Annotated in this window: 20 protein-coding genes; 11 read left to right on the top strand and 9 right to left on the bottom strand. The window is 65.7% G+C overall.

The features are described 5' to 3' along the window. Positions 1-70: 70 nt before the first annotated feature. The 8 genes from DIE11_RS04735 to DIE11_RS04705 all read right to left on the bottom strand — a co-directional run bounded on the left by DIE11_RS04735 (position 71) and on the right by DIE11_RS04705 (position 11,852). A complete protein-coding gene (locus tag DIE11_RS04735) occupies positions 71-2,497 on the bottom strand; it encodes a membrane-bound PQQ-dependent dehydrogenase, glucose/quinate/shikimate family (RefSeq protein WP_059685886.1) in 2,427 nt (808 codons plus the stop codon). Between the two features lie 661 nt (positions 2,498-3,158). Beyond that, a complete protein-coding gene (locus DIE11_RS04730) occupies positions 3,159-3,989 on the bottom strand; it encodes an aldo/keto reductase (RefSeq protein ID WP_124621860.1) in 831 nt (276 codons plus the stop codon). Positions 3,990-4,051: 62 nt separating this feature from the next. Beyond that, positions 4,052-5,830 carry an FAD-binding protein gene (locus tag DIE11_RS04725; protein WP_124621858.1) on the bottom strand — a complete coding sequence of 593 codons (1,779 nt, stop codon included), beginning with the start codon at positions 5,828-5,830 and terminating at the stop codon, positions 4,052-4,054. A gap of 145 nt (positions 5,831-5,975) precedes the next feature. Then, the gene (locus DIE11_RS36200; protein ID WP_185633729.1) at positions 5,976-6,128 is read right to left on the bottom strand and encodes a hypothetical protein; all 153 of its coding nucleotides are present in this window, start codon (positions 6,126-6,128) and stop codon (positions 5,976-5,978) included. Positions 6,129-6,154: 26 nt separating this feature from the next. Next, positions 6,155-6,997 (bottom strand): shikimate dehydrogenase, encoded by an 843-nt coding sequence (locus DIE11_RS04720; RefSeq protein WP_124621856.1) that lies wholly within the window; start codon positions 6,995-6,997, stop codon positions 6,155-6,157. Then, the gene (locus tag DIE11_RS04715; RefSeq protein WP_124621853.1) at positions 6,994-9,549 is read right to left on the bottom strand and encodes a branched-chain amino acid ABC transporter ATP-binding protein/permease; all 2,556 of its coding nucleotides are present in this window, start codon (positions 9,547-9,549) and stop codon (positions 6,994-6,996) included. Before DIE11_RS04715 ends, DIE11_RS04720 begins: the two co-directional genes overlap by 4 nt. Beyond that, complete coding sequence (locus tag DIE11_RS04710) at positions 9,546-10,415, bottom strand: branched-chain amino acid ABC transporter permease (protein WP_124621851.1); 870 nt, start codon at positions 10,413-10,415, stop codon at positions 9,546-9,548. The genes DIE11_RS04715 and DIE11_RS04710 overlap by 4 nt, the downstream gene beginning before the upstream one ends. 138 nt (positions 10,416-10,553) lie before the next feature. Next, on the bottom strand, positions 10,554-11,852 hold the full coding sequence (locus tag DIE11_RS04705; RefSeq protein WP_124621849.1) for an ABC transporter substrate-binding protein: 1,299 nt from the start codon (positions 11,850-11,852) through the stop codon (positions 10,554-10,556). Between the two features lie 215 nt (positions 11,853-12,067). On the opposite strand from DIE11_RS04705, the gene DIE11_RS04695 reads away from it, so the two are divergent. After that, positions 12,068-13,114, top strand: a complete 1,047-nt coding sequence (locus tag DIE11_RS04695) for a Gfo/Idh/MocA family protein (RefSeq protein ID WP_124621847.1) — start codon at positions 12,068-12,070, stop codon at positions 13,112-13,114. A gap of 20 nt (positions 13,115-13,134) precedes the next feature. Here DIE11_RS04695 and DIE11_RS04690 read toward each other — a convergent pair whose 3' ends face one another. After that, the gene (locus DIE11_RS04690; RefSeq protein ID WP_124621845.1) at positions 13,135-14,031 is read right to left on the bottom strand and encodes an NAD(P)-dependent oxidoreductase; all 897 of its coding nucleotides are present in this window, start codon (positions 14,029-14,031) and stop codon (positions 13,135-13,137) included. A 135-nt stretch (positions 14,032-14,166) separates the two neighbouring features. On the opposite strand from DIE11_RS04690, the gene DIE11_RS04685 reads away from it, so the two are divergent. From DIE11_RS04685 to DIE11_RS04640, 10 genes are all read left to right on the top strand, one after another. After that, on the top strand, positions 14,167-15,912 hold the full coding sequence (locus DIE11_RS04685; RefSeq protein WP_124621843.1) for an FAD-dependent oxidoreductase: 1,746 nt from the start codon (positions 14,167-14,169) through the stop codon (positions 15,910-15,912). Continuing rightward, entirely contained in the window at positions 15,909-16,520 is a 612-nt protein-coding gene (locus DIE11_RS04680) for an NIPSNAP family protein (RefSeq protein ID WP_059600129.1), read from the top strand. The genes DIE11_RS04685 and DIE11_RS04680 overlap by 4 nt, the downstream gene beginning before the upstream one ends. A 39-nt stretch (positions 16,521-16,559) precedes the next feature. Continuing rightward, entirely contained in the window at positions 16,560-17,393 is an 834-nt protein-coding gene (locus DIE11_RS04675; protein ID WP_124621841.1) for a sugar phosphate isomerase/epimerase, read from the top strand. Between the two features lie 115 nt (positions 17,394-17,508). Further along, the gene (locus DIE11_RS04670) at positions 17,509-18,915 is read left to right on the top strand and encodes an MFS transporter (protein ID WP_124621839.1); all 1,407 of its coding nucleotides are present in this window, start codon (positions 17,509-17,511) and stop codon (positions 18,913-18,915) included. 109 nt (positions 18,916-19,024) lie between these two features. After that, positions 19,025-19,882 carry an IclR family transcriptional regulator gene (locus DIE11_RS04665; RefSeq protein ID WP_059600127.1) on the top strand — a complete coding sequence of 286 codons (858 nt, stop codon included), beginning with the start codon at positions 19,025-19,027 and terminating at the stop codon, positions 19,880-19,882. 59 nt (positions 19,883-19,941) lie between these two features. Then, the gene (locus DIE11_RS37505) at positions 19,942-20,538 is read left to right on the top strand and encodes an integrase core domain-containing protein (RefSeq protein WP_124621837.1); all 597 of its coding nucleotides are present in this window, start codon (positions 19,942-19,944) and stop codon (positions 20,536-20,538) included. 86 nt (positions 20,539-20,624) lie between these two features. Continuing rightward, positions 20,625-21,296, top strand: coding sequence for a hypothetical protein (locus DIE11_RS04655; RefSeq protein WP_124621835.1), 672 nt, complete (start codon positions 20,625-20,627; stop codon positions 21,294-21,296). After that, entirely contained in the window at positions 21,293-23,314 is a 2,022-nt protein-coding gene (locus DIE11_RS04650; RefSeq protein ID WP_124621833.1) for a hypothetical protein, read from the top strand. Before DIE11_RS04655 ends, DIE11_RS04650 begins: the two co-directional genes overlap by 4 nt. Positions 23,315-23,323: 9 nt before the next feature. Then, positions 23,324-24,580: an ATP-binding protein gene (locus tag DIE11_RS04645; protein ID WP_124621831.1), complete on the top strand. Its 1,257-nt coding sequence runs from the start codon at positions 23,324-23,326 to the stop codon at positions 24,578-24,580. Beyond that, positions 24,471-25,973, top strand: coding sequence for a hypothetical protein (locus tag DIE11_RS04640; RefSeq protein ID WP_124621829.1), 1,503 nt, complete (start codon positions 24,471-24,473; stop codon positions 25,971-25,973). The genes DIE11_RS04645 and DIE11_RS04640 overlap by 110 nt, the downstream gene beginning before the upstream one ends. Positions 25,974-25,977: the final 4 nt, after the last annotated feature.

Raw genomic sequence — 25,977 nt, 5'->3', positions numbered from 1 at the left:
GCGTCGCGTGCGGCGTGGTGCGGCGAGGGTTGCCGCACCATGCCGCACGCAATCCGGTCGAATCAGGCGCTTACTTGTTGTCCGGCAATGCGTAGGCAACCACGTAGTCGCCTCGATCGGGCGACTGGCGCGCACCGCCTGCCGAGATGACGATGTACTGCTTGCCGTTGAGGGTATAGCTCATCGGCGTGCCCTGGCTTCCCACCGGCAAACGCGCCTTCCACACTTCCTTGCCCGTCGAGCTGTCGAACGCGCGCAGGTAGTAGTCCTGCGTCGCGGCGAAGAACACGAGGCCGCCGCCCGTCGTGAGCGAGCCGCCGATGGTGGGCATGCCGATCGGCGACGGCATGTGCATCGGCACGCCGTAGAGGCGCGTGTCCTTCACGGTGCCGAGCGGGACTTGCCATGCGATGCTACGTGTTTTCAGGTCGACCGCGGTGAGGCTGCCGAACGGCGGCTTCTGGCACGGGATGCCGAGCGGCGAGAAGAAGCGGTCCTTCAGCACCGAGTATGGCGTGCCGCCGAGCGGCACCGCACCCATGCCTGCGTTCACCGATTCGTTGCCATTGGATGTACCGCTGCGGTTCTTTTCCTTTTCCAGATGGACCCAGAGGCCGAGGCGCATGTCGTTCACGTAGATCATGTCCGCGTTCGGATCATACGAGAGGCCGCCCCAGTTCATGCCGCCGAGCGAACCCGGGAAGCTGAGCGAACGATCGGTGTCCGGTGCAGTGAAAAGGCCGTCGTAGCGCATACCGCGGAAGATCACGCGGCACATCAACTGGTCGATCGGCGTGACGCCCCACATGTCCGAATCCTTGAGCACGTCCGCGCCGATCTGAGGCATGCCGACGGACAGCGGTTGCGTCTTCGAATACGGCTCGTTCGCAATCGACGCGGTCTTGACCGGATGTTCGACGACCTTCGTCAGCGGCTTGCCGGTCGCGCGATCGAGCACGAACAGCTGGCCCATCTTGGTGCCGACGATCAGCGCCGGCACGCGCTTGCCATCTTCCATCGGGAAGTCGATCAGCGTCGGCTGCATCGGCACGTCGTAGTCCCACAGGTCGTGGTGAACGGTCTGGAAGTGCCACTTTTCCGCGCCCGTCGTCGCGTCGAGCGCGAGGATGGATGCACCGTACTTCTCGTCGAGCGCGGTGCGCTTCACGCCCCACAGGTCGATCGCCGCATTGCCCACCGGCATGTAGATCGTGTTCGACGTCGCGTCATAGGTCATCGGCGCCCACACGTTCGGCGTCGAGCGCGTGAAGATCTTGCCCGGTGCCGGCTCCGCGTGATCGTCCGGATTGCCCGGATCGAACGCCCACTTCATCTTGCCGGTCATCACGTCGAAGCCGCGGATCACGCCGCCGGGCATGTCGAGCGACACGTTGTCGGCCACGCGGCCACCCGTGACCACCGTTGTGCCAGCGACCGTCGGCGCCGACGTGAGTTCGTACAGCGGGCTCTTCGCGTTACCGAGGCCGGCCTTCATGTCGACGATGCCGTGATCGCCGAATGCGTCGCAGAGCTTGCCGGTGTCGGCATCGAGTGCGACGAGCTTCGCATCGATCGTGTTCATGAAGATGCGGCGGCGGCACACGGCCGGATCGCCGGACGCGGCGATCGGCAGGACCGGCGTCGAACCGGCGACGGTCGGCTGCACGAGCGGCTTGTCCGCGTCGAAGTAGGCGAGGCCGCGGCAGCGCACCCAGACCGTCGTCTTGGTCGGAAACGCATGGCGCCATTTTTCGGTGCCGGTTGCGGCGTCCACGGCGATCACCGTGTTGTGCGGCGAGCACAGGAACAGCGTCTTGCCGACCTGCAGCGGCGTTTCCTGGTCTTCCGAGCCGCCGCCGTCCGGGCTGAGCGGCGTGTCGCCGGTGTGGAACGTCCATGCAACCTGCAGGTTCTTCACCGTGTCGCGGTTGATCTGCGTGTAGCCCGCGAAGCGGTCGCCGCCGGCCGAGTGACCGTAGGCCGTCCAGTCCTCGGTGCCTGCGATGCCCGCCGCCGGCGCGGGCGTCTCGGTGCCGAACGTGCCGTGCGGCACGAACATCCCGTAGACGAACACCCCGTTGCAGGCGAGCAGCACGGCGGCGATGCCCCATGCCGCGCCTCGTGCGGGCGCCTTGCCTTCGGCACGGCGCAGCAGCGGCCAGACCGTCACGAGCAGCATGCCGATCATCGAGAACATGAAGATCCGCGCGTTGAGTGGCCAGAACGCGAAGCCGACTTCCCAGACGGCCCACAGCGCCGTGGCGATCAGCATGACGAGGTAGATCGCGACCGCGCTGGAGCGACGGCGGGCGAGCTGGACGCCGGTCGCGCACAGCGCGAGCCCTGCCAGCAGGTAATACCAGCTACCGCCGCGTGCGACGAGCATGCCGCCGCCGATGATGAAATAGAGCCCGAGAAGCAGCGAGACCAATCCCGCGGCGATCAGGCCGATTCGGGCCGAAGCATGAATCGGCCCTGCAGTTGATTGCTTGGACATGAGTGTCTTCTATCCGGTTGCGCCTGGGCTGCATCGAAGGCAGGAAGAGGGCGCAGCGGGTGGCCCTGTTCGATCATATGGAGGCGGCGCCGCGTTGCATGCATGCGCGGATGCGGGCTTCGCAGATCCTGATCGTGCAGCCTGGTTAGCTGTAGAAATTAACTAAGCGGTGCATTTTAAGGGCGAGCCGCGGATTTTGCTCGCCCTTTTTTTCTTCGATTGTTGTCTGGATGGTTGAAAGTGTGTTGTCGGATTTCGCAACTGGCGCTAGTCGGGATCGGGGAGCGCTGCGGCGGCGATCACGCGGGAAGCGCGTGGTCTGGAGGGGGGGCGGGAGCGGCGCGTTGACATGATCTCGCTCGAATAGAGCGAGCGTGGGCAGCGGAAGTCGCGCGGCTGGTGCTTGGACAGCGCGGGAGCGGCGTGCCTTTGCGAATGCAGGCAGCGCACGCGGTGCAGCCATTCGGCGTTCACCGTATCACTCTCGAGTCGCCAGCAGAACGGGAGGTTCGGCATACCGTTTGTTGGCCATTCACCTGATAAAAGCATCTGTCCTATCAACGGGCGCGACTCTGTAATCTCGGAAACGGAGTCGCACTCCGGTTGCTGAATCCATTGAGCGCCGGACCTCGGGGCGTGCGCAATGCCCCACCCCGGTTCTTCATTCAGACGGGTCCCACTGCGGCGCGAAAGCCGGGCTGACGAGGCGCTGGTTCTTCGGCAGGCCGCCGATCAGCGCACGATCGGCGTCGTCCAGGTCCACGTCGAGCGATGCCAGGTTGGCGAGCTGATTGCGTTGTCCGGCCGCCTTCGGCACGGCGGCCACGTTCGGCTGGTCAAGCAGCCATTTCAGCGCGACCTGGGTCGGCAGCACGCGATGCTTGTCGGCGATCCGCTGCAGCTCCGGAATCTCCGACACGCGGTTGCGCGCGAGCGGGCTGTACGCGATCAGCGCCATGTCGTGCTCGCGCGCGAATTGCAGCAGCCGCGCCTGACCCAGCAGCACGTGGTACTCGACCTGTATCGCGGCCAGCGGTGCCTGCCGGTTTTCAACGACATCGCGCAACAGCGGAAGCGGAAAGTTCGCGACGCCGATCGCCCGGGCGCGTCCTTGCTCCTTGAACGACACGAGCGTGTCGATCGTCTCGGCAAGATTCCAGTCGGGCGCCGGCCAGTGGATCAGGAACAGGTCCACGTAGTCGGAGCGCAGCGCGCGCAACGTGTTGTCGAGCGATTTCCGCATGCGTTCGGGGCTCAACTGGTCCCACCACACTTTGCTGGTCACGTGAATCTGCTCGCGCGGGACGTTCGACGCCGCGATGGCCTCGCCGACCGCCGCTTCGTTCTCGTATGCGGCCGCGGTATCGAGGTGCCGATAACCCGACTCCAGCGCGAGCGCGACCGCGCGCGTGCAGTCGTCGCCGAGCATGGGCCACGTGCCGAGCCCCAGTTTCGGCATGTTCAACGCGTGGCGGTTGACGATACATTGCATGAACGATTCCTCCTCGATGGGTTGAGCCGGCTCGGCTTGCCTGTGCCGTGCCGGCGCGTTCGTCAGCCGTGGGCGCTGTCGCAGGTCGAGCGATGCGCGGTGGTCGCGGCCGATGTGCCCGTCGACCCCGCGTCGCGTCGCGCGACGAATTTCGCGATGCGCCAGCCGAATACGATGGCCGGGCCGAGCGTCGTGCCGGGGCCCGGATAGGTGCCGCGGAAGATCGACGCGAGATCGTTGCCGCACGCGAACAGGCCGGGAATCACGCGCCCGTCGACGTCGACCACCTCGCCGTTCGCCGTGCCGCTCAGCCCCGCGCTGCACGCGAGGTCGGCGGGCCATACGGTCACGGCATAGTAGGGCCCGGCGCCGATCGGGCGAATGCACGGGTTCGGCTGTTGCGCCGGGTCGCCATTGAAGCGGCTCATCGGGCTGCTGCCGCGCTGGAACGCCGGATCCTCGCCGTTGGCGGCGTCGCGGTTGTAGGTCGCGACGGTACGCGCCAAGCCGTTCGCATCCACCTGCAATTTCGCTGCCAGCTCGGCCAGCGTCGCGCCCTTGACCAGATAGCCGGCACGCTCGAACGCCGCGATGCGCGCCGCGCTGCGCGCCGGCATCAGCAGGCCGAGGCCATAGGTCCGGATGAACGCCGCATCGACGATCAGATGGGCCGGCACGCTGGGCCCATTGCCGCTGTCGCGCAGCATGCCCATCACAAAGTCGTGATACGAGTCCGACTCGTTGACGAAGCGCTCGCCGCGGCTGTTGACCGCGATGAGGCCGGGTTTCGCGCGATCGAGAATGATGTGCGGCCAGACGCTGTCGCCGTCGCCGCCCGGGGCACGGCGAATCGAGCACGGCATCCACAGCCCCGGGCTGTCGCCGCCGTTTTCGACCCGCGCATCGACGCGCTGCGCGCGGTCGACGCCGTCGCCGGTGTGCGTCGCCGGCGACAGCGACAGCGGCCGGGCCGCGGCGGGGAAGAACTGCTGGCGCAGCGACGGATGGCGCGTGATGCCGCCGGTCGCGAGCACCACGCCGCGCCGCGCGCCGATTCGCCTGCGGCCGCCGTCCGGCGTCGTGACGATGGCGCCGGTGACGCGGCCGTCGTCGCGTACCAGTTCGAGTAGTGGCGTGTCGAAGCGAATCTCGACCTGGCGCTTGAGCAGGCTGTAATAGAGCCGCGCGGCGAGCGCGTTGCCCATTACGAGCTGCGTGCCGCGCGGAAAACGCAGGCGGTCCATCGCATAGCGGCCGACGACCGCGACCGTGCGTTTGAAGTTCGCGGCCGATGCGAACGGCGCGAGCAGCGCATTGAGGTCGGCGCGCGCGACCATCATCCCGCCGAGCCCCATGAACTCCTTGCGAGGCGGGCGCACGCGCGCGAATGCGCGGCCGAGCACGCGCGCATCGAACGGCGCGGGCACGAGCGCCCGCCCGCCATAGGCCGCGCCGGGGCCGTTCACGTAATCGGGATGCGCGGCGGCGGCCACGAACTTGACTTCGCTGATGCGCGCGAGCTCGTCGATCGCATCGGGGCCGCTCTGCAGGAAGGCTTCGCGTGCGTCGTCGCCGCCGCGTGCGCCGACCACCGACTGCAGGAAGCGGCGCGCATCGTCGACGCTGTCGGGCACGCCCGCGTCGACGCTCAGGCGGGTGCCCGGCACCCACGTCGTGCCGCCCGACGTGGACGTGATGCCGCCCACCACGGCTGTTTTTTCGCAGACGAGGACCGCAAGCCCTTCGTGATGCGCGACGAGCGCGGCGGTCATGCCCGCCGCCCCCGCGCCGAATACCAGCAGGTCCACTTCCTCGTCCCAGTCCTGTTGCACCGCACCCATGTCCACGTCTCCTTCATGTCGTTCCGTCGCGCGCCCGGATTCGACGCGCGGCGGAAGATGCTCCGATAATTGTGGAATAGTATTCCAGTAGATAACAAAGTGGAACGTGATTCCAAAAAATAGGCGAAGCTGCGTGCGGCGACGTTCAGAAGCGGTGCACGATGCCGACGCCGGCCGCGAACTGGCTGCGCGTGGACGACGGCGCCGAGTTGAAGCCGTCGCCGAGCGTGGCGGTCGCGTCGATGATGTGGCCGCTGCCCGTGGTGCCGAACGGGATTCGGCGGGGCGCGCCGCGCACGGCGCTCGCGCCCCGCCCGCACGCGCTCAGGCGGCGGTATCGATCAGGAACGCGACCATCCGGTCACAGACCCGCGAGAACATCTGCGTGCCCGTGACGGTTCGGCAGCCGCGGGCACGCGCCGCTTCGATGAACGGCGTGAGCGGCGGCTTCGTGACGACGTCGCCGACGAAGGTGGTGGCCGGCACGCGCGATACGTCGACGGGCGGCGGATCGTCCGCCCGCATGCCCATCGGCGACGCATTGACGATCACGTCGAACGATTCGGGCGCCACGTCCGCGGCGGCGACGCGCACCGTGCCGCGTTGCAGCGTCGCCAGCCGGTCGACCAGCGACGCGGTGCGGGCGGCATCGTTGTCGCGCACGTCGAGCGACGCGACGCCCGCCATCACCAGCGCATGGCCGATCGCCGAGCCTGCGCCGCCCGCGCCGACCAGCAGCGCGCGCTTGCCGCGCAGGTCGCAGCCTGCGTCGCCGAGCGCGGCGACGAAGCCGGTGCCGTCGAACATGCCGCCGTGCCAGCCACCGTCGGCGGTGCGGCGCAGCGTATTGGCCGCGCCGAGGAATGCGGCTTCGTCGGACAGGCTCGTGCAGAACCCGGCGGCGCTGAACTTGTGCGGCACCGTGATGATCACGCCGTCGACGTTGCGCATCGGCGTGATGCCCGCGAAGAACGCCGCGAGATCGTCCGGCGCGACGTGCGCGGGGACGACCAGCGCGTCGAGTCCGGCCTCGCGCAGCGCGGCCGTCACGCCCTTGGGCGAACGGACCTGCGCGATCGGATCGCCGACGATGAAGTGGACACGGGTCGCACCGCTCAGGCCTTCGTCGAGCGAAACCGGGGTGGTCGGGGTCACGGGGGCAATCATGCTGTTTTCATCTCCTGGGTGGAACCGGCTTCGTTGTGTACGATGCCGAGCAATTTCGCCTGGGTGGCGGGGTCCTGTTCGAGCGCGACCGCGCTGCTTTCGTGCGCGACGTGACCGTTGACGAGCACGTATGCGCGATCGGCGATCGGCAGCACCATGTCGGCCTGGTGCTCGACGATCACGACGCTCGCGCGCTCGCGTAGCTTGACGACCGCGTCGAGCACTTCCTGCACGACGGCGGGCGCGAGCCCTTCGAACGGCTCGTCGAGCAGGATGGCCTTCGCCGGCGCCATCAGCGCGCGGGCGATCGCCACCATCTGCCGTTCGCCGCCGGACAGGTGTTCGGCACGCGCATCCTTGCGCGCCGCGAGGCGCGGGAACAGCGTGAACATTTCGTCGACGCTCGCGCCGCCCTTGCGCGCGGCGAGCCGCAGGTTCTCGGCAACCGTGAGGTTGGGGAACAGCCGGCGGCCTTCGGGCACCATCGCGAGCCCGAGGCGATTGATCTCGTGCGCGGGGCGCCCGGTGATGTCGTGGCCGTCGAACACGATGCGCCCGGCCGTGACTTCGGCGACGCCGGTCGCGGCGCGCAACGTCGTCGTCTTGCCAACGCCGTTGCGGCCGAGGATCGCGATGACTTCGCCTTCGTGGAGCGTGAGATCGATGCCGTCGAGGATCGTGTTGCCGGTGTAACCGGCCTTCACGCCTTCGAGGCGCAGCAGCGGGCGTCGCGCCGGCGCGGCTTCTTCGTGCTGCGCGCCGCGTCGTGCGGCCAGCCGCGCATCGACCGGCCGCTCGCCCTTCGCGTGGCCGAGATAGGCTTCGACCACCTCGGGATGGCGCGCGACTTCGGCGGGCGAGCCGTCCGCGATCAGCCGGCCGCGATGGAGCACGCTGACGCGATCGGAGATCGTCAGCACGCGATCGATGTCGTGCTCGATCAGCAGCACCGCATGATGGTTGGCCAGCTCGCGGATGATCGCCGCCACGCGCACGCGATCGGCCTCGGCAAGCCCCGCGAGCGGTTCGTCGAGCAGCAGCAGGCGCGCGCGGGTCGCGAGCGACAGCGCGATTTCGAGCAGGCGCTGCTCGCCATGCGACAGGCTTTCGCAGCCGTGCGCCGCGCGATCGTCCAGCCCGACCGCCGCGAGCAGCGACCAGGTCAGCGCATTCTGTTCGCCGAGCGTGTGCGCGTCGCGCCACATGCCGAGGCGATCGTGCTGCGCGGCCTGTACGGCCACGCGCACGTTCTCGAACACGGTGAGGTTGCGGAACACGCTGAGGATCTGGAACGAGCGGCTCATGCCGAGCCGCACGCGGCGGAACATCGCGAGCTTCGTCACGTCCCGGCCGTCGAACGTGATCGTGCCGGCCGTCGGCGACAGCACGCCCGTCAGCATGTTGAAGAACGTGGTCTTGCCCGCGCCGTTCGGGCCGATGAAGCTGTGCAGCCGGCGCGGATGGACGTCGAGGTCGATCTGTTCGGCGGTCACGAGCGAGCCGAAATGTTTCGACAGCCCGCGCACGCTCAGCACGGGCTTGTCGGAATCGGTGTCGATGCCGCCGGCGCGATACGGCGCGATCGTGTCGGGACGCGCGGGAATCGTGTCGCGCACGAGGGTCCAGCGCGGGCGTCGCAGCAACCGCTGCACGATGCCGTGGATGCCCTCGGGCGAGAAGAACGCGAACGCGATCATGATCGGCGCGAAGATCAGCCACCAGTGCTCGGTCAGGCTGCTGAGCTTGTCCTCGAGCAGGATGAACGCGATCGCGCCCCACAGCGGCCCGAGAAACTGGTGGACGCCGCCGAGCACAGTCATCAACAGGCTGTCGCCCGCGTGCTCCCAGCTCAGGTTGTTCGCGTATGCGCCTTGCAGCATCAGGCACAGCAGGCCGCCTGCGTAGCCGATCACGGCGGCCGAGATCACGAACGCACGCAGCTTGAGCCGATACGTGTCGTAGCCGAGACTCGCCGCGCGTTGCTCGTTGTCGCGCAACGCCTGCAGCGCCCGCCCGAACGGCGCGTGCACGAGGCGCCACAGCAGATACGCGATGGCGATCACCGTCACGCACGCGAACACGTGGAAGCCGACGGTCGTCGGGAAAGTCGGGCGCGGCACGTTCTGCAGGCCGTTTTCGCCGCCGGTCACATCCGTCCACTTGAACGCGATCTCGAATGCGATCTGCGAACAGGCGAGGGTGAGCAAAGAGAAGTACAGCCCGCGCCGGCGCAACACGATCGCGCCGATCAGCGCGGCCAGCACGGTCGTCACGAGCACGCTGGCCGCGAGCGCGAGCAGCTCGTTGCCGAGCACGCGCAGCAGCGACACGGCGACCAGGTACGTGGCCGTGCCGAAGAACACCGATGCGCCGAACGGCACGAGGCCCGTGTACGCGACCAGCAGGTTCACGCCCATTCCGTAGAGCGTGTAGATCGCGATCTGGGTCGCGCGCTCGAGCGGCGTGCCGGTCGCGGTGAGCGCGAGCGACACGAGGACGAGTGCGGTGGTCAGCACCGCGACAGGGTGGCGGGTCAGATAGTCGGGTTTCACTCGAAGCGCTCCCAGCGTTCACCAAACAGCCCGCGAGGGCGGACGAGAAGGACGAGTGCCATCAGCACGTACATGGCGACTGACGAGCCCTCCGGAAAGAACTGGACGGCCAGCGCGGTCACGATGCCGACCAGCAGGCCCGCGACCACGGCGCCGGCGAACGAGCCGAGCCCGCCGATCGTCACGATCACGAATGCGGGCATCACGGCGGTCGTCGCCATCCCCGGCGTGACCGTGACGAGCGGCGCGGCGAGCACGCCGGCGGCGCCCGCGAGCAGTGCGCCGAGCGCGAAGGCGCCGGTCAGCACGCGCGGCAGGTTGATGCCGAGCAGCCCGACCATTTCCGGATCGCGGCTGCCGGCGCGCAGGATCCGCCCGTACGGCGTGTAGTTCATGAACCACCACAGCACGACGAGGATCGCGACCGTCGCGGCGAGCACGAACAGCCGGTACTTCGTGATCAGCAGCGGCCCGTACACGAGGAAGCCGTTGAGCATTTCGGGCGGGCTGAACGGCAGGCCGCCCGCGCCCCACACGAGGCGCACCAGCGCGGTCAGCAGCAGCGACAGCGCGAACGTGACGATCAGGCCGAGCAGTGGCTCCTTGCCGTACAGGCGTCGGATGAACACCAGTTCGATCAGCACGCCCACCGCCGCGACGAGCACCGGCGCGAGCACGACGGCGACCCATCCGAACTGCGTCGACAGCGCGATCGCGAAATAGGCGCCGAGCGCGAACAGCGCGCCATGCGCGAAATTCACGATGCCGAGCAGCCCGCAGATGATCGACAGTCCGATCGCGAGCAATACATAGAGGAATCCCAGCACCAGTCCGTTGGCGACCTGGGACAACAACATTTCAGCCATGCCCTTACTCCAGAGTGCGGCCCGCCGCCGCCGCGCCGCGCCGCGTGGTGACGGGCGAGCGGCGGGCCGCGACGCGCGCGGGATACGCTTGGGGCCGTGTCGATTCGGGCGCCGCCGCCGCAGCGGCGGCGCGCGGGCTCAGCGCGCGGCCATCCGGCAGCCGATCTCCTGGCGCGTGCCGAACAGGCGGTCGAGCTCGGCGGGGTTCTGCGGCACGACGGAGATCGGGTCGAGCCAGTCCCATTTGTCCGCGATCCGGTCCTTCACCTTGAACACGCTCCAGCGCCGCAGCAGCTGGTGGTCCCACGGGCGGAAATTCGCGGGGCCGCTGCCGTCGGTGAGCTGAATGGTTTCCAGGCTCTGCACGATGTCCGCTCCGGACGTGCTCTTCGCGTGGTTGATCGCCTGCAGCAGCGCGCGCGCCGTGAACCAGCCGATCCAGGCCTTGTCGGCCGGCGGCTTGCCGTACTTCGCCGTGTACTTCCTGACGAACGCGACTTCTTCCGGCGAATGGCCCGGCGAGCTGAAATGCCACGGCTTGCCGTAGTAGCCGGTCGCCGCATCGGCGTTGATCGACCACAGATCCGAGTCGCCGATGATCGGGCACGCCACCGGGATCCGGCCTTTCATGCCCATTTCCGCGTATTGCTTCAGGAACGTCGACAGGTCGCCGCCCGGCAGGCCGAGCAGCACGACGTCGGGTTTCGACTGGCGGATCTTCAGGATGAACGAGCTGAAATCGGTGGTGTTGAGCGGCGTGACGTCGGCGCCGGTGATCGAGCCGCCCGACTGCTTCAGCAAGTCCGACATCGCCCGCTGGATGTCCTGCCCGTACGCATAGTTCGCGACGAGGAAGTGCCATTTCTTGCCGATCGCGAGCAGCGACGGCGCGAGCGCGCGGCACGCGACGGGCGTCGGGCTCAGCACGCGGAACGTGTACGGGTTGCAGCTGCTGCCGGTGAGCTCGCGCGCCGCGGCGTTCGGTGCGATGTAGGGCGTCTTGGTGCGCCACGCGACCGACGACATCGCCAGCGACGTGCCGCTGTTCGTGCCGCCGATCACCGCTATCGCCTTGTCCTGCTCGACGAGCTTCTGCATGTTCTGCTGCGCCGACTGCGGATTCGGTTCGTCGTACCAGACGAGATCGACGCGCCGGCCGCGCGCCTGGTTGCCCGCGTCGTCGAGCGCGAGCTTCACGCCGTTCGCGATCACCTCGCCCTGTTCGGTCCACACGCCCTGCTTGGCCATCAGCAGGCCCAGCTTCAGCGGCTGCTCGCCCTGCGCGCGCACGATCGCCGGCGCGGCGAGCGCCGCCGCACCGCCCGTGAGCGCCTTGCCCGCGGTGACGAGCCACGCGCGGCGCGACAACGCCGGGCTGTCGGGCGCGTCCGCCGGGTGGCTGGAAAGGGTGTCGTTCTGCTCGTGCTGGTCAGTCATGTGTCTGGCCTCCTGTTTCCTGGTCAAGGTCGATTCCGCGCGGTCCTTGGGCAGGCCGCGCGACACGTGTCGAATTTTTTCGTGAATTCTGGTTTGAAGTGGAATAGCATTCAACAATCAAAGGAGATTTCAATAAATCGGGGTATTCACCCGGTCGGTCCGGAATGCGAACGACTCGACGCGATGCGGACGCCCCGAACAACGGAGATGAAGCGATGGCAAGAAGACGGCTGGTAGTGATCGGTGCAGGCGCAATCGGGCGGATGCACGTGGAGCGCGCACGAACGCATCCGCAGGTGGAAGTGGTGGCGATCGCCGATCCATCGCCGGCGGCCGAACAGTTCGCGCGTGCCGAGGGGGTACGCGGGTTCGCCGATTACGCGACGATGCTCGACGCGGTGCGCCCGGACGGCGCGATCGTCGCAACGCCGAATGCGACACATGTGGAGGTCGGCCTTGCGTGCATCGCGCGCGGCGTGCCGGCGTTGATCGAGAAGCCGGTATCGGACAGCGTCGCGGCGGCAGCCGAGCTGGGGCGCGCCGCACGCGAAGCCGGCGTGCCGCTGTTGGTCGGCCACCATCGCCGCCACAATCCGATCCTGAGGCGCGCGCGAGAGATCGTGCAGTCGGGGCGGCTCGGCAAGCCGGTCGCGGCCAATGCGCTCGCGACCTTCTACAAGCCCGACGCGTATTTCGAGGTCGAGTGGCGCCGTCGCGCGGGCGGCGGCCCCGTGCTGATCAACCTGATCCACGACATCGACATCATGCGGTTCCTGCTCGGCGAGATCGTCGAGGTGCAGGCCCAGGCGTCCAATCGCGTGCGCGGCTTCGACGTGGAAGACACGGCCGCCGTGCTCCTTCGCTTCGACAGCGGCGCGCTCGGCACGCTGGCCGTGTCCGATTGCGCGGCGTCACCCTGGAACTGGGATCTCGCGGCGGGCGAGGCCTCGCACTATCCGCGCCAGCAGGTGAACACGCATTTCCTCATCGGCACAGATGCCTCGCTCACGCTGCCGCAACTCGATCTGTGGGAATACCGCAGCGGGAAGGGCTGGCACGATCCGTTGACGGTCGAGCGCTGCACGCCGCATGGCGCCGATCCGTATCACGAGCAGTTGCGCCACTTCGCGGCGGTGATCGCGGGCGACGAGGCGCCGCTTTGTTCGGCCGACGACGCCGCGCGCACGCTCGCGGCGACGCTCGCCGTGCATCGTGCGGCCGCGACGCGTACGGGCATTGTGCCCGCGGACGTCGCGGCATAGCCGCGGGGGCGTGCACCGGCCTAGCGCTGGCGCCGGTAGAACGCCACCGTCTGCCGCAGGCCGTCGTCGAGCGCGGTCCGCGGCAGGCCGGGCAGCAGGCGCCCGAGCACGGGGTCGTCGGGGAACGCCGTCGCGATCGGCAGCGGCGGCCCGCCGGCATCGAGGTGCGCACCCGGCACGATGGCCGCGATCCGCTCGATCAGCGTGTTCACCGGGGTGATCTCGCCCGCGAGCGTGAACGCGTGCGCGCCGTCGATCTCGGCCAGCAGCGCGGCCTCGTAGGCGGCGGCGACGTCGTCGGCGAACACGAGGCCCGTCGTGCCGGTAAACGGAATCGTGTAGCGCTCGCCGCGCGCGGCCGCCCGGCACGCCAGGCTCGGCCCCGCGCTCGATCCGGTCTCGCGCCCGGCGCCATAGACGACGAGCGGACGGAAGCCCACGCTCGCGATCCCGTGGTCATGCCAGTACGCGCGCGCCGATCCTTCGCACGCCAGCTTGAACGCACCGTAGTGGGTTTGCGGTAGCGGCACGGCGCCGTCGTCGGGGCCGAATACGCCGGCGCTGCTCGCATAGAGCACGCGTTGCATCCCGGACGCGCGGGCGGCCTCGAATACGTTCAGCGTGCCGACCAGGTTGACTCGCGCGCCGCGCACGGGATCGGCCGCGCAGTCCGTCGTAAGGATGCCCGCGAGATGGATCACCGCGTCGCAGCCGTCGAATGCGCGTGCCGTGGCGGCCGCGTCGGCGATGTCGCCGGTGCGCCACTGCACGGCCGCGGCCCGCTCTGGCGCGAGCGCCTCGACGAGGCGCGGGTTCGTGCGCACGTCGAAACTCACGCATTCCATGCCGCGCACGAGCAGCCTCCTGATGATCCATGCGCCGAGAAAACCGCTGCCACCCGTTACCAGTACTCGCATTGCGCTGCCTCCCTTTCGTTAAAGTCTTTGCTAAACCCGATTTAGTGGAATAGTATTTCACTTCGAAAGAATATTCCACAGACGTCGCGATCGGGTCGCATCCGGCGTTGGAGACACTGAACGGGCAGATTGAACATGAAGCGTGAACCGATACTCGATTGCGACGTGCTGGTACTGGGCTCCGGTGCGGGCGGCCTCGCAGCGGCGGTCACGGCGGCGGCGCAGGGCCTGCGCGTGATCGTCGCCGAGAAGGAGGCCGTGTTTGGCGGCACGACCGCGTGGTCGGGCGGATGGATGTGGATTCCACGCAATCCGCTCGCGGCGCGGGCCGGCATTCGCGAGGACATCGAGGTGCCGCGCACGTATCTGAAAAACGAACTGGGCGCGCAGTTCGATGCGGCGAAGGCCGATGCGCTGCTTGAACGCGGCCCGGAGATGGTCGAATTCTTCGAGCGGAACACGGCCGTGCGCTTCGTCGACGGCAACCGCATTCCCGATTTCCACACCACGCCGGGTGCCGGCACGGGCGGGCGCTCGGTCTGCGCGATGCCGTTCGACGGTCGCGAGCTGGGCCCGCTGATCGACCGGTTGCGCGAGCCGCTGTCGGTGACGACGCTCAAGGGGATGGCGCTCGCGTCCGGCCAGGATCTCGCGCATTTCTATCGCGCCACGCGCTCGCTGAAGTCGGCGCTGCATGTCGGCCGCCGGCTGGCCGCGTTCGGGTGGCACAAGTTGCGCTACGGGCGCTCGATGCATCTGGTGAACGGCAATGCGCTCGTCGCGCGCCTGCTGAAATCGGCGGCCGATCGCGGGGTCGACCTGCGCACGAATGCGAAGGCGATCGGCCTGGTGCGCGACGACGCACGCGTGACCGGCGCACGCGTGGCGATCGACGGCATCGTGCACGAGGTGCGCGCGGCGCGCGGCGTCGTGCTGGCTTGCGGCGGTTTCCCGCACGATCAGACGCGGCGCGCGCAGACGTTCGCCTATACGCCGTCGGGCCGCGAACACTGGTCGGCGGCGCCGCGTTGCAATACCGGCGACGGGATCCGGCTCGGCGAATCGATCGGCGCGCATTTCGACCGGTCGCTCGATGCGCCGGCCGCATGGGCGCCCGTCTCGCTGGTGCCGCAGCCGGGCGGCGATGCGGTCGCGTTTCCGCATCTGATCGAGCGTGCGAAGCCGGGCGTGATCGCGGTGACGTGCGCGGGCAAGCGCTTCGTGAACGAGGCGTCGTCGTATCACGACTTCATTTCCGCGCTGCTCGACACGACGCCGGCCGGTGAAGAAGTGTGCGCGTGGCTCGTTTGCGACCATCGCTTTCAGCGGCGCTACGGGCTCGGTTTCTCGAAGCCGTTTCCGTTCCCGACCGGCCCGTACCGGCGCTCCGGCTATCTCAAGCGCGGCGCGACGCTCGATGCGCTCGCGCGCGAATGCGGAATCGACGCAGCCTCGCTGGCGGACACGGTATCGGCCTACAACCAGTACGCGAAGCAGGGCTGCGATCCGGCGTTTCACAAGGGCTCGACACCGTACAACCGCGTGCAGGGCGACGCCGACCAGCAGCCGAACCCGTGTCTCGCGCCGATCGAAGCGGGGCCGTTCTATGCGGTGAAGCTGTTGCCCGGCAGCCTTGGCACGTTCGCGGGCCTGGCCACCGATCGCGATGCACGCGCGCTCGACTCAGCCGGCCGGGTCATCGCCGGCCTCTACGCGGTCGGCAACGATTCGGCCAGCATGATGGGCGGCTGCTATCCCAGCGGCGGCATCACACTCGGTCCGGCGATGACGTTCGGTTATCTCGCCGGCCTTTCTCTCGCCGACGCCGCGCCCGAACCCGCGCGTGCCGGCATCGATTCATCCTCGAGGACAATGCAATGACACTGTATGACGTAGTGACGCTCACGGTGAAGATCGGCGCGAACGCGCAGGTCTTCGAAGGGATTCAGGCCAGCGGCGATCCGCAGGGCGGCAAGCTGCTCGGCGCGTGGTATTCGGACATCGGCACGCTCGGCCAGGTGCTGGTGCTGCGCGGCTATGAATCGGAGGCCGCGCTCGTCGGCGAGCGCAAGCGGATGCTGCTCGAAGGCAACCCGTTCGGCTGCGGCGAATCCATCATCGACGTGAAGACGGCCAGCTATGCGCTGTTCCCGTTCCTGCCGCCGATCGAACCGGCCGTGCACGGCGGCATCTACGAGATGCGCGTGTACGGCACGAAGCTCGGCAGCCTGCAGCACACGATCGATGTGTGGGAACAGGCGGTGCCGGAGCGCACCCGGCGCTCGCCGCTGGTCGGCGCGATGTATGCGCTCGACGGCGATACGCCGCGCTTCCTGAACATCTGGCCGTATGCGAGCGTGGACGAGCGTTCGCGCATTCGCGCCGAGGCGGTCAAGGACGGCATCTGGCCGCCGAAGGGCGGCCCGGCTCATCTCACGACCATGGAGTCGACGATCTGCGTGCCCGCGCCGTTCTCGCCGTTGCGCTGAACCTGCCGCGTGTTACGCCATGACGCTCAAGGAGACGATATGACCCAGCCTCAATCCCGCGCGCTGTCGCTGTCGGCGCTGACCGTGCTCGAACTGAGTCCGCCGCAGATGGTGCAATGCGCCGTCGACGCGGGCTACGACTACGTCGGCCTGCGACTGCTGCCGGCCACCGACACCGAGGTTCGCCACGAGATCATCGGCGATACGCGGCTCAAGCGCGAAACGCTCGCGGTCCTGCGCGATACCGGCATGCGCGTGCTCGACGTCGAGATCGTGCGGCTGAAGCCCGATACCGACGTGACGCACTACCTGCCGATGCTCGAAACGGCGGCGGAACTCGGCGCGCGCTACGTCCTCGTGGCCGGCAACGATCCCGACGAAGCGCGCACCATCGACCGGCTCGGCCGGCTGTGCGACCTGGCCGCGCCGCTCGGCCTGTTGCCGTCGCTGGAGCCGATGCCGTGGACCGACGTGAAGGACATCGGCGCCGGGGCGCGCATCGTCGACGCGTGCGGCCGGCGCAACACCGGGCTGATCGTCGACCCGATCCACTTCGATCGTGCCGGTTCGTCGCCCGACGCGTTGCGGGCGTTGCCGCACGCGTACTTCGGTTACGTGCAGTTCTGCGATGCGCCGGCCGAGCGGCCGACCGACGTCGACACGCTGCTGTTCCAGGCACGCTGCGCGCGGATGGTGCCGGGCGAAGGCGGCCTCGATCTCGCGGGCATCCTGCGCGCGCTGCCCGCTCACTTGCCGGTGAGCGTCGAGGTGCCGAACGAAGCGTGGGCGAAGACGACGCCGGCCGTCGAGCGGGCGCGCCGCTTGCGCGAGGCCACCGTTGCCGTGATCGACGCGGCGGCCGTGCCGGCCTGAGCACACGCCGGTCGCCTTCGCGACCCAACGGGCCCGATCGGCGCCAGGCATCGTGCCGGCGCGCGGATCGGGCATTCGACACGACGACAAGAACAACATTTCCGGAGACATCAGCATGACTTCCTCGCAGACGGCCCGAAAGCCGAAGCAGACTATTCAGGATCGCGAATCGAAAGACGCGCGCTCGCTCGACGTTCAACAGTTTCTCGATACGCGGCCGGTGGGCGCGTTCCAGTGGCTCGTGCTGTTGTTGTGCATGCTGACCGTGATGCTCGACGGGCTCGACACGGTGATGATCGGCTTCATCGCGCCGTCGATTTCCAGCGCGTGGTCGATTCCGCGCGACGCGCTGGGGCCGGTAATGAGCGGCGGCCTGCTCGGTCTCGCGTTCGGCGCGCTCACGGCCGGCCCGATGTCCGACCGCTTCGGCCGCAAGACGGTGATGGTCAGCGCGGTGGCGTTCTTTGGCCTCTGGAGCATTGCGTCGGCGTTTGCGACGGGCGTGGTGTCGCTGACGGTGCTGCGCTTTTTGACCGGCATCGGCCTGGGCGCGTCGATGCCGAACGCGGCCACGCTGATGGCCGAATATGCGCCGCCGCGGCGGCGCGCGCTGATGGTGACGGCCGTGTTCTGCGGCTTCACCTTCGGTGCGGCAGGCGGCGGCTTCGTGAGCGCGTGGCTGATCGAAACGTGGGGCTGGCATTCGGTTCTGCTGCTCGGCGGCGTGCTGCCGATTGCGTACGTGCCCATCCTCGTCAAATGGCTGCCGGAATCCGCGCGCTATCTCGCGCTGTCGGAGCAGCGCCGCGCACGGCTCATCGGCGTGCTGAACCGCGTGCAGCCCGGCGTTGCCGACGCGCGCACGCGCTTCGTGTCGGCCGAGCCGGTGCGCGATGCGCGCAGCCCCGTCCGCGCGATTCTGTCGCGCGAACATGCGTTCGGCACGGTGATGCTGTGGATCTGCTACTTCGCGGGCTTGCTGACCGTGTATCTGCTCGGCAACTGGTTGCCGACGCTGATCCGCGGGCTCGGGTTTTCGCTGGCCGAGGCCGCGATCGTCGGCGCGCTGTTCCAGGCGGGCGGCACGGTCGGCTCGCTGCTGATCGGCTGGCAGATGGACCGTTTCAATCCGCACGCCGCGCTTGGCGCGACCGTGCTCGCCGGCGGCGCGCTTGCCTGGTACATGGGCGTGTCGGCCCATCCGTTCACGGTGATCTGCGTACTGGCGTTCGGCATCGGCTACTGCATGAACGGTTCGAATACGGGCTTCTGCGCGCTGGCGGCCGGCTCCTATCCGACCGAGATGCGGGCCACCGGGACCAGCTGGATGCTCGGCGTCGGCCGTTTCGGCGGCATTGCGGGCGCGATGCTGGGCGCGGCCATGCTCCATGCGAACTGGAGCTTCGGCCAGGTCTTCGCGGCGCTTGCGGTGCCGGCGGCCGTGGGCGGCGCAGCGGTGCTGCTCAAGGGCGCGCGCCATCGCGGCACGTTCGTGGCCGTGAGCGGGGCGGCCGGCCATTGATGGCGGGCGCGGCGCCGCGGCCACGGTCTCGGCGCCGCGCAAATTCGCTTGAATTCCAGTATGGAATTATGTTCTTATTTGACATTCACCATACGGACGAGAAGGCGCCATGGCAGGAAACCTCGAGCGTGCGCTCGCAGTGCTGGAATTGCTGGCAAAGAACGGCGGCCGCATGCCGCTGGCCACCATTGCAGATACGCTGAACATTCCCCGCAGCGGTACGCATCGCCTGCTGTCGATGCTGATCGATGAAGGGTTCGTGCGTCAGGATGAAGAGCACGGCGAGTACATGCTGGCGCTGAAGCTGGTGTCGCTCGCGCTGATCTACCTGTCGACGAGCGGGGTGTTCGACATTTCCCAGCCGGTGCTCGATCGCCTGGCAGAGTCGTCCGGCGAACTGGCGCGGCTCGGTGTGGTCGAGGACGATCACATCACGTTCGTCGGCAAGGCGCAGGGTGCGAAATCCGGCCTGCGTTACGACCCGGACATGGGCAGCCAGCCGCCGCTGCATTGCACCGCGAGCGGCCAGGCATGGCTCGCGACGCTGCCCGACGAGCGCGCGATCGAGCTGGTGTCGAAGCAGGGCGGGCTCAGCGCGAAGACGCAGAACGTGCCGCGCGCGCCGAAGACCATCCAGCAATTCCTGAAGGACCTGAAGGGTGCGCGCGAGCGCGGCTACGGCGTGGCGATCGAGACGTACGAGATCGGTATGACGTCGATCGCGGCAGCGGTGCGTAATCCCGTGACGAACGAAGTAGTCGGCATCGTGAGCCTCGCCGGCCCGACAAGCCGCTTGCCGGAATCCCGGCTGAAAGAGCTCGCACCGCTGTTGCTCGCCTCTGCGGCTGACATGAGCGCGGCCACGCTTGGTTCGCCCTGGTTCAAGCGGACGGCACTGGCGTCGACGCAAGCCTCACCGATTGCGACTGCGAAGGCGGCACCGCGCGGGCGCTCGTCGAAGCGTTAGGGGGCTTCGCAAAGCGGCGTTGCACCGGCTGCGCGCTGGTGCATGGCCGCCGCATTCGAATGTTGACCATCATCGATTTGTGGAACCGGGCGTGCTGGCACATCGAGGTCGACTTCTCGCTGACGGGTGTTCGCGTGACGCGTGTGCTCGAGCAGTCGCGGCAGCGAGGACGGCGACCCAATCTGATTCAGGTGGATAACGGCCCGGAGTTCGTCAGCAAGGCGCTCGACGCCTGGGCACACGAGCACGGCGTAAAACCGCAGTTCATTCGGCCCGGCAAACCGGTGGAGAACGCTCACATCGAGAGCTTCAACGGCCGACTGCGTGAAGAGTGTTTGAATCAGCATGCGTTCGTCAGTCTCGACGATGTACGCAGGCGAATCGAAGCGTGGCGCGCGACTACAACTCGGTGCGTCCGCATAGTGCGTTGGGGCAATTGGCGCCGGACCAATTCGGGCAATTGCATCAACCGAAAACCGGCGAGACCATTAACTTACGAACGGTGTACTCGGCGGGGCAAGGTCACCTCGGACACCAGGGTCACAGTCTCTGGAACTAAATGTCTCCCACCGAGTGTCGAGGGCTGCCCATGTCCAGCGGTCGGTCGGAGGTGCTGGGCAACTGCAATGGGAGACATTTTCTTCCAGAATTTTTGAACTAAACAATACGCAAAGTTGCCGTTTGAACTAAAGTTTACTCAATCTTGCCCGCCGGATGTATTTCGCCGGTCACTGGAGGCGTCATGGCGCCCGGCTCAACACTCTCGTCGCAGCAGCGCGCAAACGTCATGCGCGCTTACCGGCATCGTGGTCGCCGAAATCGGCAGCTCTATCTTGTCTATAGCGTTAAGACAAGCCGAGACTGGATTGTTCCCTCGGACTACCGCTTCCTACACTGGATCGTTTATTTAGAGGCAGATCCAGGCATTGTTTCCTTCGAATTGTGTGATGACACCGCGGAGTCTGATCCGTCTGCCAGATGGGTGGGCGTTCACGCGCTCGTGACCACGCGCGATAACCGGATTGTCGGGCATCGGATTGTGCATGACAACGAGGCCGTTGACCAAGGGGTGCCACCGACAAACTGCTCCGATGTGGCCAACGAAGTAAGACTGATCCGAGAATCCGATCTTCGCTCGAAAGCCACTGTTGCGATGCGATGGGCTAAGGTTATTTGCTTTGCTGCAGGGCTGAGGGACCAAGGGCTCCCATCCGAGGTGGCACTTGTGTCGAGCATTGCCCGGAGGATCGAGACCGGAACCGTGCGGCAAATTATCGAGGCTATGCCCGACGTCGACGCCACGATCGTGAAGGGCTTGATTGCGCGTTTGGCGATTGTGGCATGGTTGCGCCTGGATCTCTCTCGGACGGGATATACGCTCGACACCTCATGGCGATGGGAGGGCGAACCATGATATCCACAATACGTAAGCGCTGGTCGCGGGCAGAAATATTAGCGACCGCCCAATCGCTCGACACGTGGCCATCGGTCGACTTTGAACTTGCGGCAATGCTTGGTGATGAAACGGGAGCGCGTGCGCAAATGCTCTCGAGCCGGGTCAAGGCGATCAAGATGTTCGCCGAAGGGAAGACTTATCGCGAAATTAGGACAGTGACCGGCCAGGACGGGGCGATGGTGCGCAATCTTTTCAGGCGATGTCTGGAGCTTGCCGACGATGGTCGTATTCAGGGGTATCGCGCTCTTTTGCCGTACGTGCATATCAGACCAAATGTTCGACGTAGCGAGGTGCGCGAGAAGCGGCAGGAGCAGCAAGGCGGCATGTCGTGCGCCCTCAATGCCATATTGACGCGGTTACCTGATCTCGAAGACAAGCTTGTCAAACGACTCAAAAAAGACAAGCGCAATGAGCCGGATCACTATCATCCGACCGGAGCGCACCTCGTGCGCATTTTCCATGAGACACTCCGGCACGAGAACGTCACCAACACGGAGTGGCCATTTCGAACAAAGCATCAGGGGCGGCAGACAATTGCGCCATACATGCAATCGTTATTTCGCCAAACGTTTAGCCGTGCGGTCGCCTATGAAGGGGGGGATGAGGCGAAGGCTCATGCGGCGACGGGGAAAGGCGTATTGCCGATCATTCCCTACTCGGAACCGTATGATGCCGTCGAAATCGACGCTTACAAGATCGACGCATTTTTTTCGATCGCGTTCGAAACTCCGGAGGGCACAACAACGGAGATCACGCTTCGGCGATTGTGGCTGCTTGCTGCGGTGGAGCGCATGACAACCGCCGTGTTGGCCTACAGTGTCGTGTATGCCAGCGAGGTCCGCGCTACAGATGTGGCGGCGCTGATTCGTAAGGCGGTCGTCGAAGTATGGCAGCCTAAGACTCTGATGGCACCGGCGCTTGCATATCCAACGGGTAGCGGGTTGCCGAGTGGCGTGATACCCGAGGCAGCTCACGCGGTCTGGAGCATCACGATGCTTGATGGGGCGCTCGCCAATCTTGCGAGTCAGATTCACGACACCGTTCGCAAGAGCATTGGCTTCATCGTCAATTGGGGACCACCCGGTCATTTCGAACATCGCCCGAATGTGGAAAGAACGTTCGGGAAAATTGCTCGGAATGTATTCCAGCGCCTTCCTTCGACGAGCGGAGCCGATCGTGGGCGTGGACGCGCGCCTGATGCGGAGGCCGCAGCGGCTCGATTCAAGATTCGTGCAGACGAGGCTGAGCAGTTGATTGATATCCATTTTGCCGAGCACAACGCGCTGCCCGGCGAGCGGAATTACTACAACTCGCCTCTTGAAGCGATGCGTCAGTTTCTGTGCGGAGAGTCACCTAGATGCATGGTTAGAACACTGCCGCCGAACGTAGTGGGCATGCCTCGTCTTGCGCGTCGGGCAGAGCTGGTGACGGTTCGAGGCTCGATCAATTCGGGACGCAGGCCATACATTCAGCTCGAGCATGTGCGATATACCAATCCACTTCTTGCTGATTCAGCATGGCTGCTCGGAAAGAAAATTGTGATCTATATCGACGACCAGGATATGAGGCAAGTTCATGCATTTCTCGCAAATGGTCAGGAGTACGGCGTACTTGTCGCTCATGGAAAGTGGGGGGTGACGAAGCACAACCTCACCACTCGCAAAGCGATATTCAGTCTGATATGCAAGCGTATCTTGCAATTGAGCAAAACTGAGGATCCGGTGCTGGCTTATCTAGACTGGCTCGCGAGCAAAGTCAAACCGAAGAGCAAGCGGCAAATGGTGGCGCCCAAAGAAGCGACGGAGGCAGCGCGGGTAGCTCTTGATGCAGGCGTCAAGCCGCATGTTCAGGGCGATCGGGCGAAGCGGCAGCCTACCCTGCGTGTTGAGCCGATTATGGAATTTTCAAACCTGACTGTGATGTCGCCGCTTCCGGATGATTTTTTTTCCTCAAAGAAGCGGTTCAACAACAAGTAGGAGGTGCACGTGAGCGCCGCACATGATCAGCACGCTACTAACGTGCCTGAGCGAATCAGGCTCGACGCTGATGTCGCGCGGCTGGATATTCCCGTCGGTGGCTGGTTGCCTGAGCATCGTTCCAATCTGATCGAACGTCATCCTCTTATGACGCGACGTTACACAATTCCCACGTTCGTGATCGAGCACGCGTATCGAGCTATTCGGGAACGCGTCTACGCTCGTCGCACCGGTCTGGTCTTTATTGGAAGGACCCGATGTGGCAAGACGACATGTGCGCGGGCTGTGCGCCAGTATTTACTCGAGGAGTTTCCCAGCGCGCACGTGATCGTGGCGGCAGCGCGGGCGACGTTGCGTCCGGTCAGCGGACATGCCTATCGCGTGATACTCGAGAGCGTAGGGCACGTATGTGCGGCCCGAACGGACGCGACCGTGTTACTGCGCAACGTCGCGTCGGACATCGAGACGAGTCTTGCTGCCAAGGGCGGCAATCATTTTGTCTTGATATTGGATGAAGTCAACCTGTTCAATCAGCACGATATGGGCAGTCTGCTTGAACTCGGTAACCTGCTCGAACTTCGTGGCATCACGATGACCGTCATCTCATTTGGGCAACCCGATGTCGAGCACCTTATCACTAGCCTTCAGGAACAGAACAAGCTGCAGTTGATTGCGCGGTTCTTTCGTCGCCCCAAATCGTTTGATGGTTGCACAGGCGTTGAGATGCTGACCGGGGTGCTTACTTATCTCGACACAAAGAGCGAATGGCCGGAGGGGTCCGGCTGGACTTACACGGAGTTTTTCTTTCCTCAGGCGTATCGACAAGGATTTCGATTCCATCACTACGCGGAACTGATCTGGAGTGAATTGTCCGCCGCGACGTCAGACGCGGAGAGTGGATTGAGCATGGAAGCGATTGCCATGACCATCGAATGGCTCTTCTTGTCGCTTCACCGGTTTGACGATGAGCAGTTCCGGCTGGAGGTAAAGGACATCAAAAGTGCCATCGATGCCTCGGACCTTGGCTGGGGGGGGGTAGAGTTATATGCGGCGAATCCTGAACGCAAGCGATCGCGATTTTCTGAGCGCGCGGCTGACTTGGATGGCCGGCAGTGTTGCACCGTTCGAGTCGGCCTGGTCGGTGTTCGCGAGAGTGATGGCGACGAATTTCCTGACATGGAACGAACTGCGACAGTTGGTGTCGCATTCGGCAGCAACGGACCAGGCCGGCGGCGAATTCATTTCGGCGCAAAGTATTGCACTTGACCGCTATGCTGCGCTGCTGGGCGAGCATCGTACTGTGCTTGAGACGGGGTTTCTGGACACGTTGGGTTTTCCGGCGTCGTTACTGGATACTCGGAGTATTCGGCACTGCCCGGCTTGTGCGAGGGCCGGCTACCATTGCACGTTGTTTGCGCTTGGTGGCTTGACACACTGCCCTTGGCATCGCATTCCGCTTGCGTCGGGCTGTTTGCAGTGTGCAACGACGGTACGCACAATGCGCCCGCGCGATCTCTCCGAGACGGTCACGTGTCCAGCCTGCGGTACCCGGATTATCGACCCAGCGTATCGGATTGCAGGTGTCACCGATCCAGATCTTCGTCGGGCCGCGGAAATGTGTTGCAAGGAGATTACTGCGTGGTGGCGGTCGGTCTGCGATCGGGAGCGGGTTGCCAATGAGCTGATAGGGGATGCGCTGGGCGCCCCAGATTTTCGGGAGGTGCTGAATTTGGGCGCGCTGCAATGGGGCGCCGTGTGCGGACTCGCCCTGCCGCCGGAATGTTGGTTGACCAACAGGGGTGCGACGCCGGCGAATATTTTTCGGTGGACGGGGAGCAGTCGCAGTCCGGTCGTTGATCTTGACATAGAGCGGCTGACTATACGACGCTATCGCTCGGTGCGGCGGCAAATCTTCCGAAAGTTCGTTCGCCCGCATCGGCGCTGCCTGTCGATTCTAACGTCGGCAAAGCGTGCAGACGTCCATTGTCTCGACCGCGAGCAGGCCTGTGCGGTGTGCCTAGCCTTTATCGCTTGGAGGCAGGCAATTGAGCAGAATATCGATGCGGTTGAGCAAACGCTCCATAAGATGCGGGAAACGAACGCCGCGTTTCCCCGTAGCCGCTGGTTTCAATCCGGGGCGGTTCATCCGACGACATGTTGGGCGGGGCCCCCCTCTCCGGTCCCCGAGCGCGACGCCGATCGACCGGTCAGGCGCTGGAAGCTGCGTATGCCGACCTTGGGCGGTTTGGCTCCGTCGGCTGAGCTGGTGCCGCGCATTCTCTACGTTGAATTCCTGAGGATCTGGATGGCGCTTGAGGTCCAGGATATTGGCTCCAACCTCAAGGTTATCGTTAATCCGCTAGGCAAGGGCAACCTGTTATTACCGGTTGCACAAATTGCTGGTGAGTCGCTGGAGGTTGCTACAGTACCCGGCTGGGCGGTCGTTGTGCCAGACGGCCATGAACTTGCGCGACAGTCTTGGGAACGCTGCACACAACGAGAATTGCATCGGTGGTCCATGTTTGACGCAAACGCGAAATTTAATGCCTACGGCTTCGAGAAGTTCAATTGGAACTCGTACGTGCCGATCGACCTGCTGTTCATGCTGCACTATCGTGAACGTCGCGGCGCCGGAGCGTTCAAATACGTGTTCCCCTGATGGA

The sequence above is a fragment of the Burkholderia sp. Bp9012 genome (assembly GCF_003853825.1).
GTDB lineage: Bacteria > Pseudomonadota > Gammaproteobacteria > Burkholderiales > Burkholderiaceae > Burkholderia > Burkholderia diffusa.
This window is presented reverse-complemented; position numbering and strand designations above follow the sequence as displayed.

Excerpts from the sequence above, each read along its gene's own strand:
- DIE11_RS04735 (WP_059685886.1), bottom strand. The coding sequence starts at position 2,497 with ATGTCCAAGCAATCAACTGCAGGGCCGATTCATGCTTCGGCCCGAATC.
- DIE11_RS04730 (WP_124621860.1), bottom strand. The coding sequence starts at position 3,989 with ATGCAATGTATCGTCAACCGCCACGCGTTGAACATGCCGAAACTGGGG.
- DIE11_RS04725 (WP_124621858.1), bottom strand. The coding sequence starts at position 5,830 with ATGGGTGCGGTGCAACAGGACTGGGACGAGGAAGTGGACCTGCTGGTA.
- DIE11_RS04720 (WP_124621856.1), bottom strand. The coding sequence starts at position 6,997 with ATGATTGCCCCCGTGACCCCGACCACCCCGGTTTCGCTCGACGAAGGC.
- DIE11_RS04710 (WP_124621851.1), bottom strand. The coding sequence starts at position 10,415 with ATGGCTGAAATGTTGTTGTCCCAGGTCGCCAACGGACTGGTGCTGGGA.
- DIE11_RS04705 (WP_124621849.1), bottom strand. The coding sequence starts at position 11,852 with ATGACTGACCAGCACGAGCAGAACGACACCCTTTCCAGCCACCCGGCG.
- DIE11_RS04695 (WP_124621847.1), top strand. The coding sequence starts at position 12,068 with ATGGCAAGAAGACGGCTGGTAGTGATCGGTGCAGGCGCAATCGGGCGG.
- DIE11_RS04690 (WP_124621845.1), bottom strand. The coding sequence starts at position 14,031 with ATGCGAGTACTGGTAACGGGTGGCAGCGGTTTTCTCGGCGCATGGATC.
- DIE11_RS04685 (WP_124621843.1), top strand. The coding sequence starts at position 14,167 with ATGAAGCGTGAACCGATACTCGATTGCGACGTGCTGGTACTGGGCTCC.
- DIE11_RS04680 (WP_059600129.1), top strand. The coding sequence starts at position 15,909 with ATGACACTGTATGACGTAGTGACGCTCACGGTGAAGATCGGCGCGAAC.
- DIE11_RS04675 (WP_124621841.1), top strand. The coding sequence starts at position 16,560 with ATGACCCAGCCTCAATCCCGCGCGCTGTCGCTGTCGGCGCTGACCGTG.
- DIE11_RS04670 (WP_124621839.1), top strand. The coding sequence starts at position 17,509 with ATGACTTCCTCGCAGACGGCCCGAAAGCCGAAGCAGACTATTCAGGAT.
- DIE11_RS04665 (WP_059600127.1), top strand. The coding sequence starts at position 19,025 with ATGGCAGGAAACCTCGAGCGTGCGCTCGCAGTGCTGGAATTGCTGGCA.
- DIE11_RS37505 (WP_124621837.1), top strand. The coding sequence starts at position 19,942 with ATGTTGACCATCATCGATTTGTGGAACCGGGCGTGCTGGCACATCGAG.
- DIE11_RS04655 (WP_124621835.1), top strand. The coding sequence starts at position 20,625 with ATGGCGCCCGGCTCAACACTCTCGTCGCAGCAGCGCGCAAACGTCATG.
- DIE11_RS04650 (WP_124621833.1), top strand. The coding sequence starts at position 21,293 with ATGATATCCACAATACGTAAGCGCTGGTCGCGGGCAGAAATATTAGCG.
- DIE11_RS04640 (WP_124621829.1), top strand. The coding sequence starts at position 24,471 with ATGGCGACGAATTTCCTGACATGGAACGAACTGCGACAGTTGGTGTCG.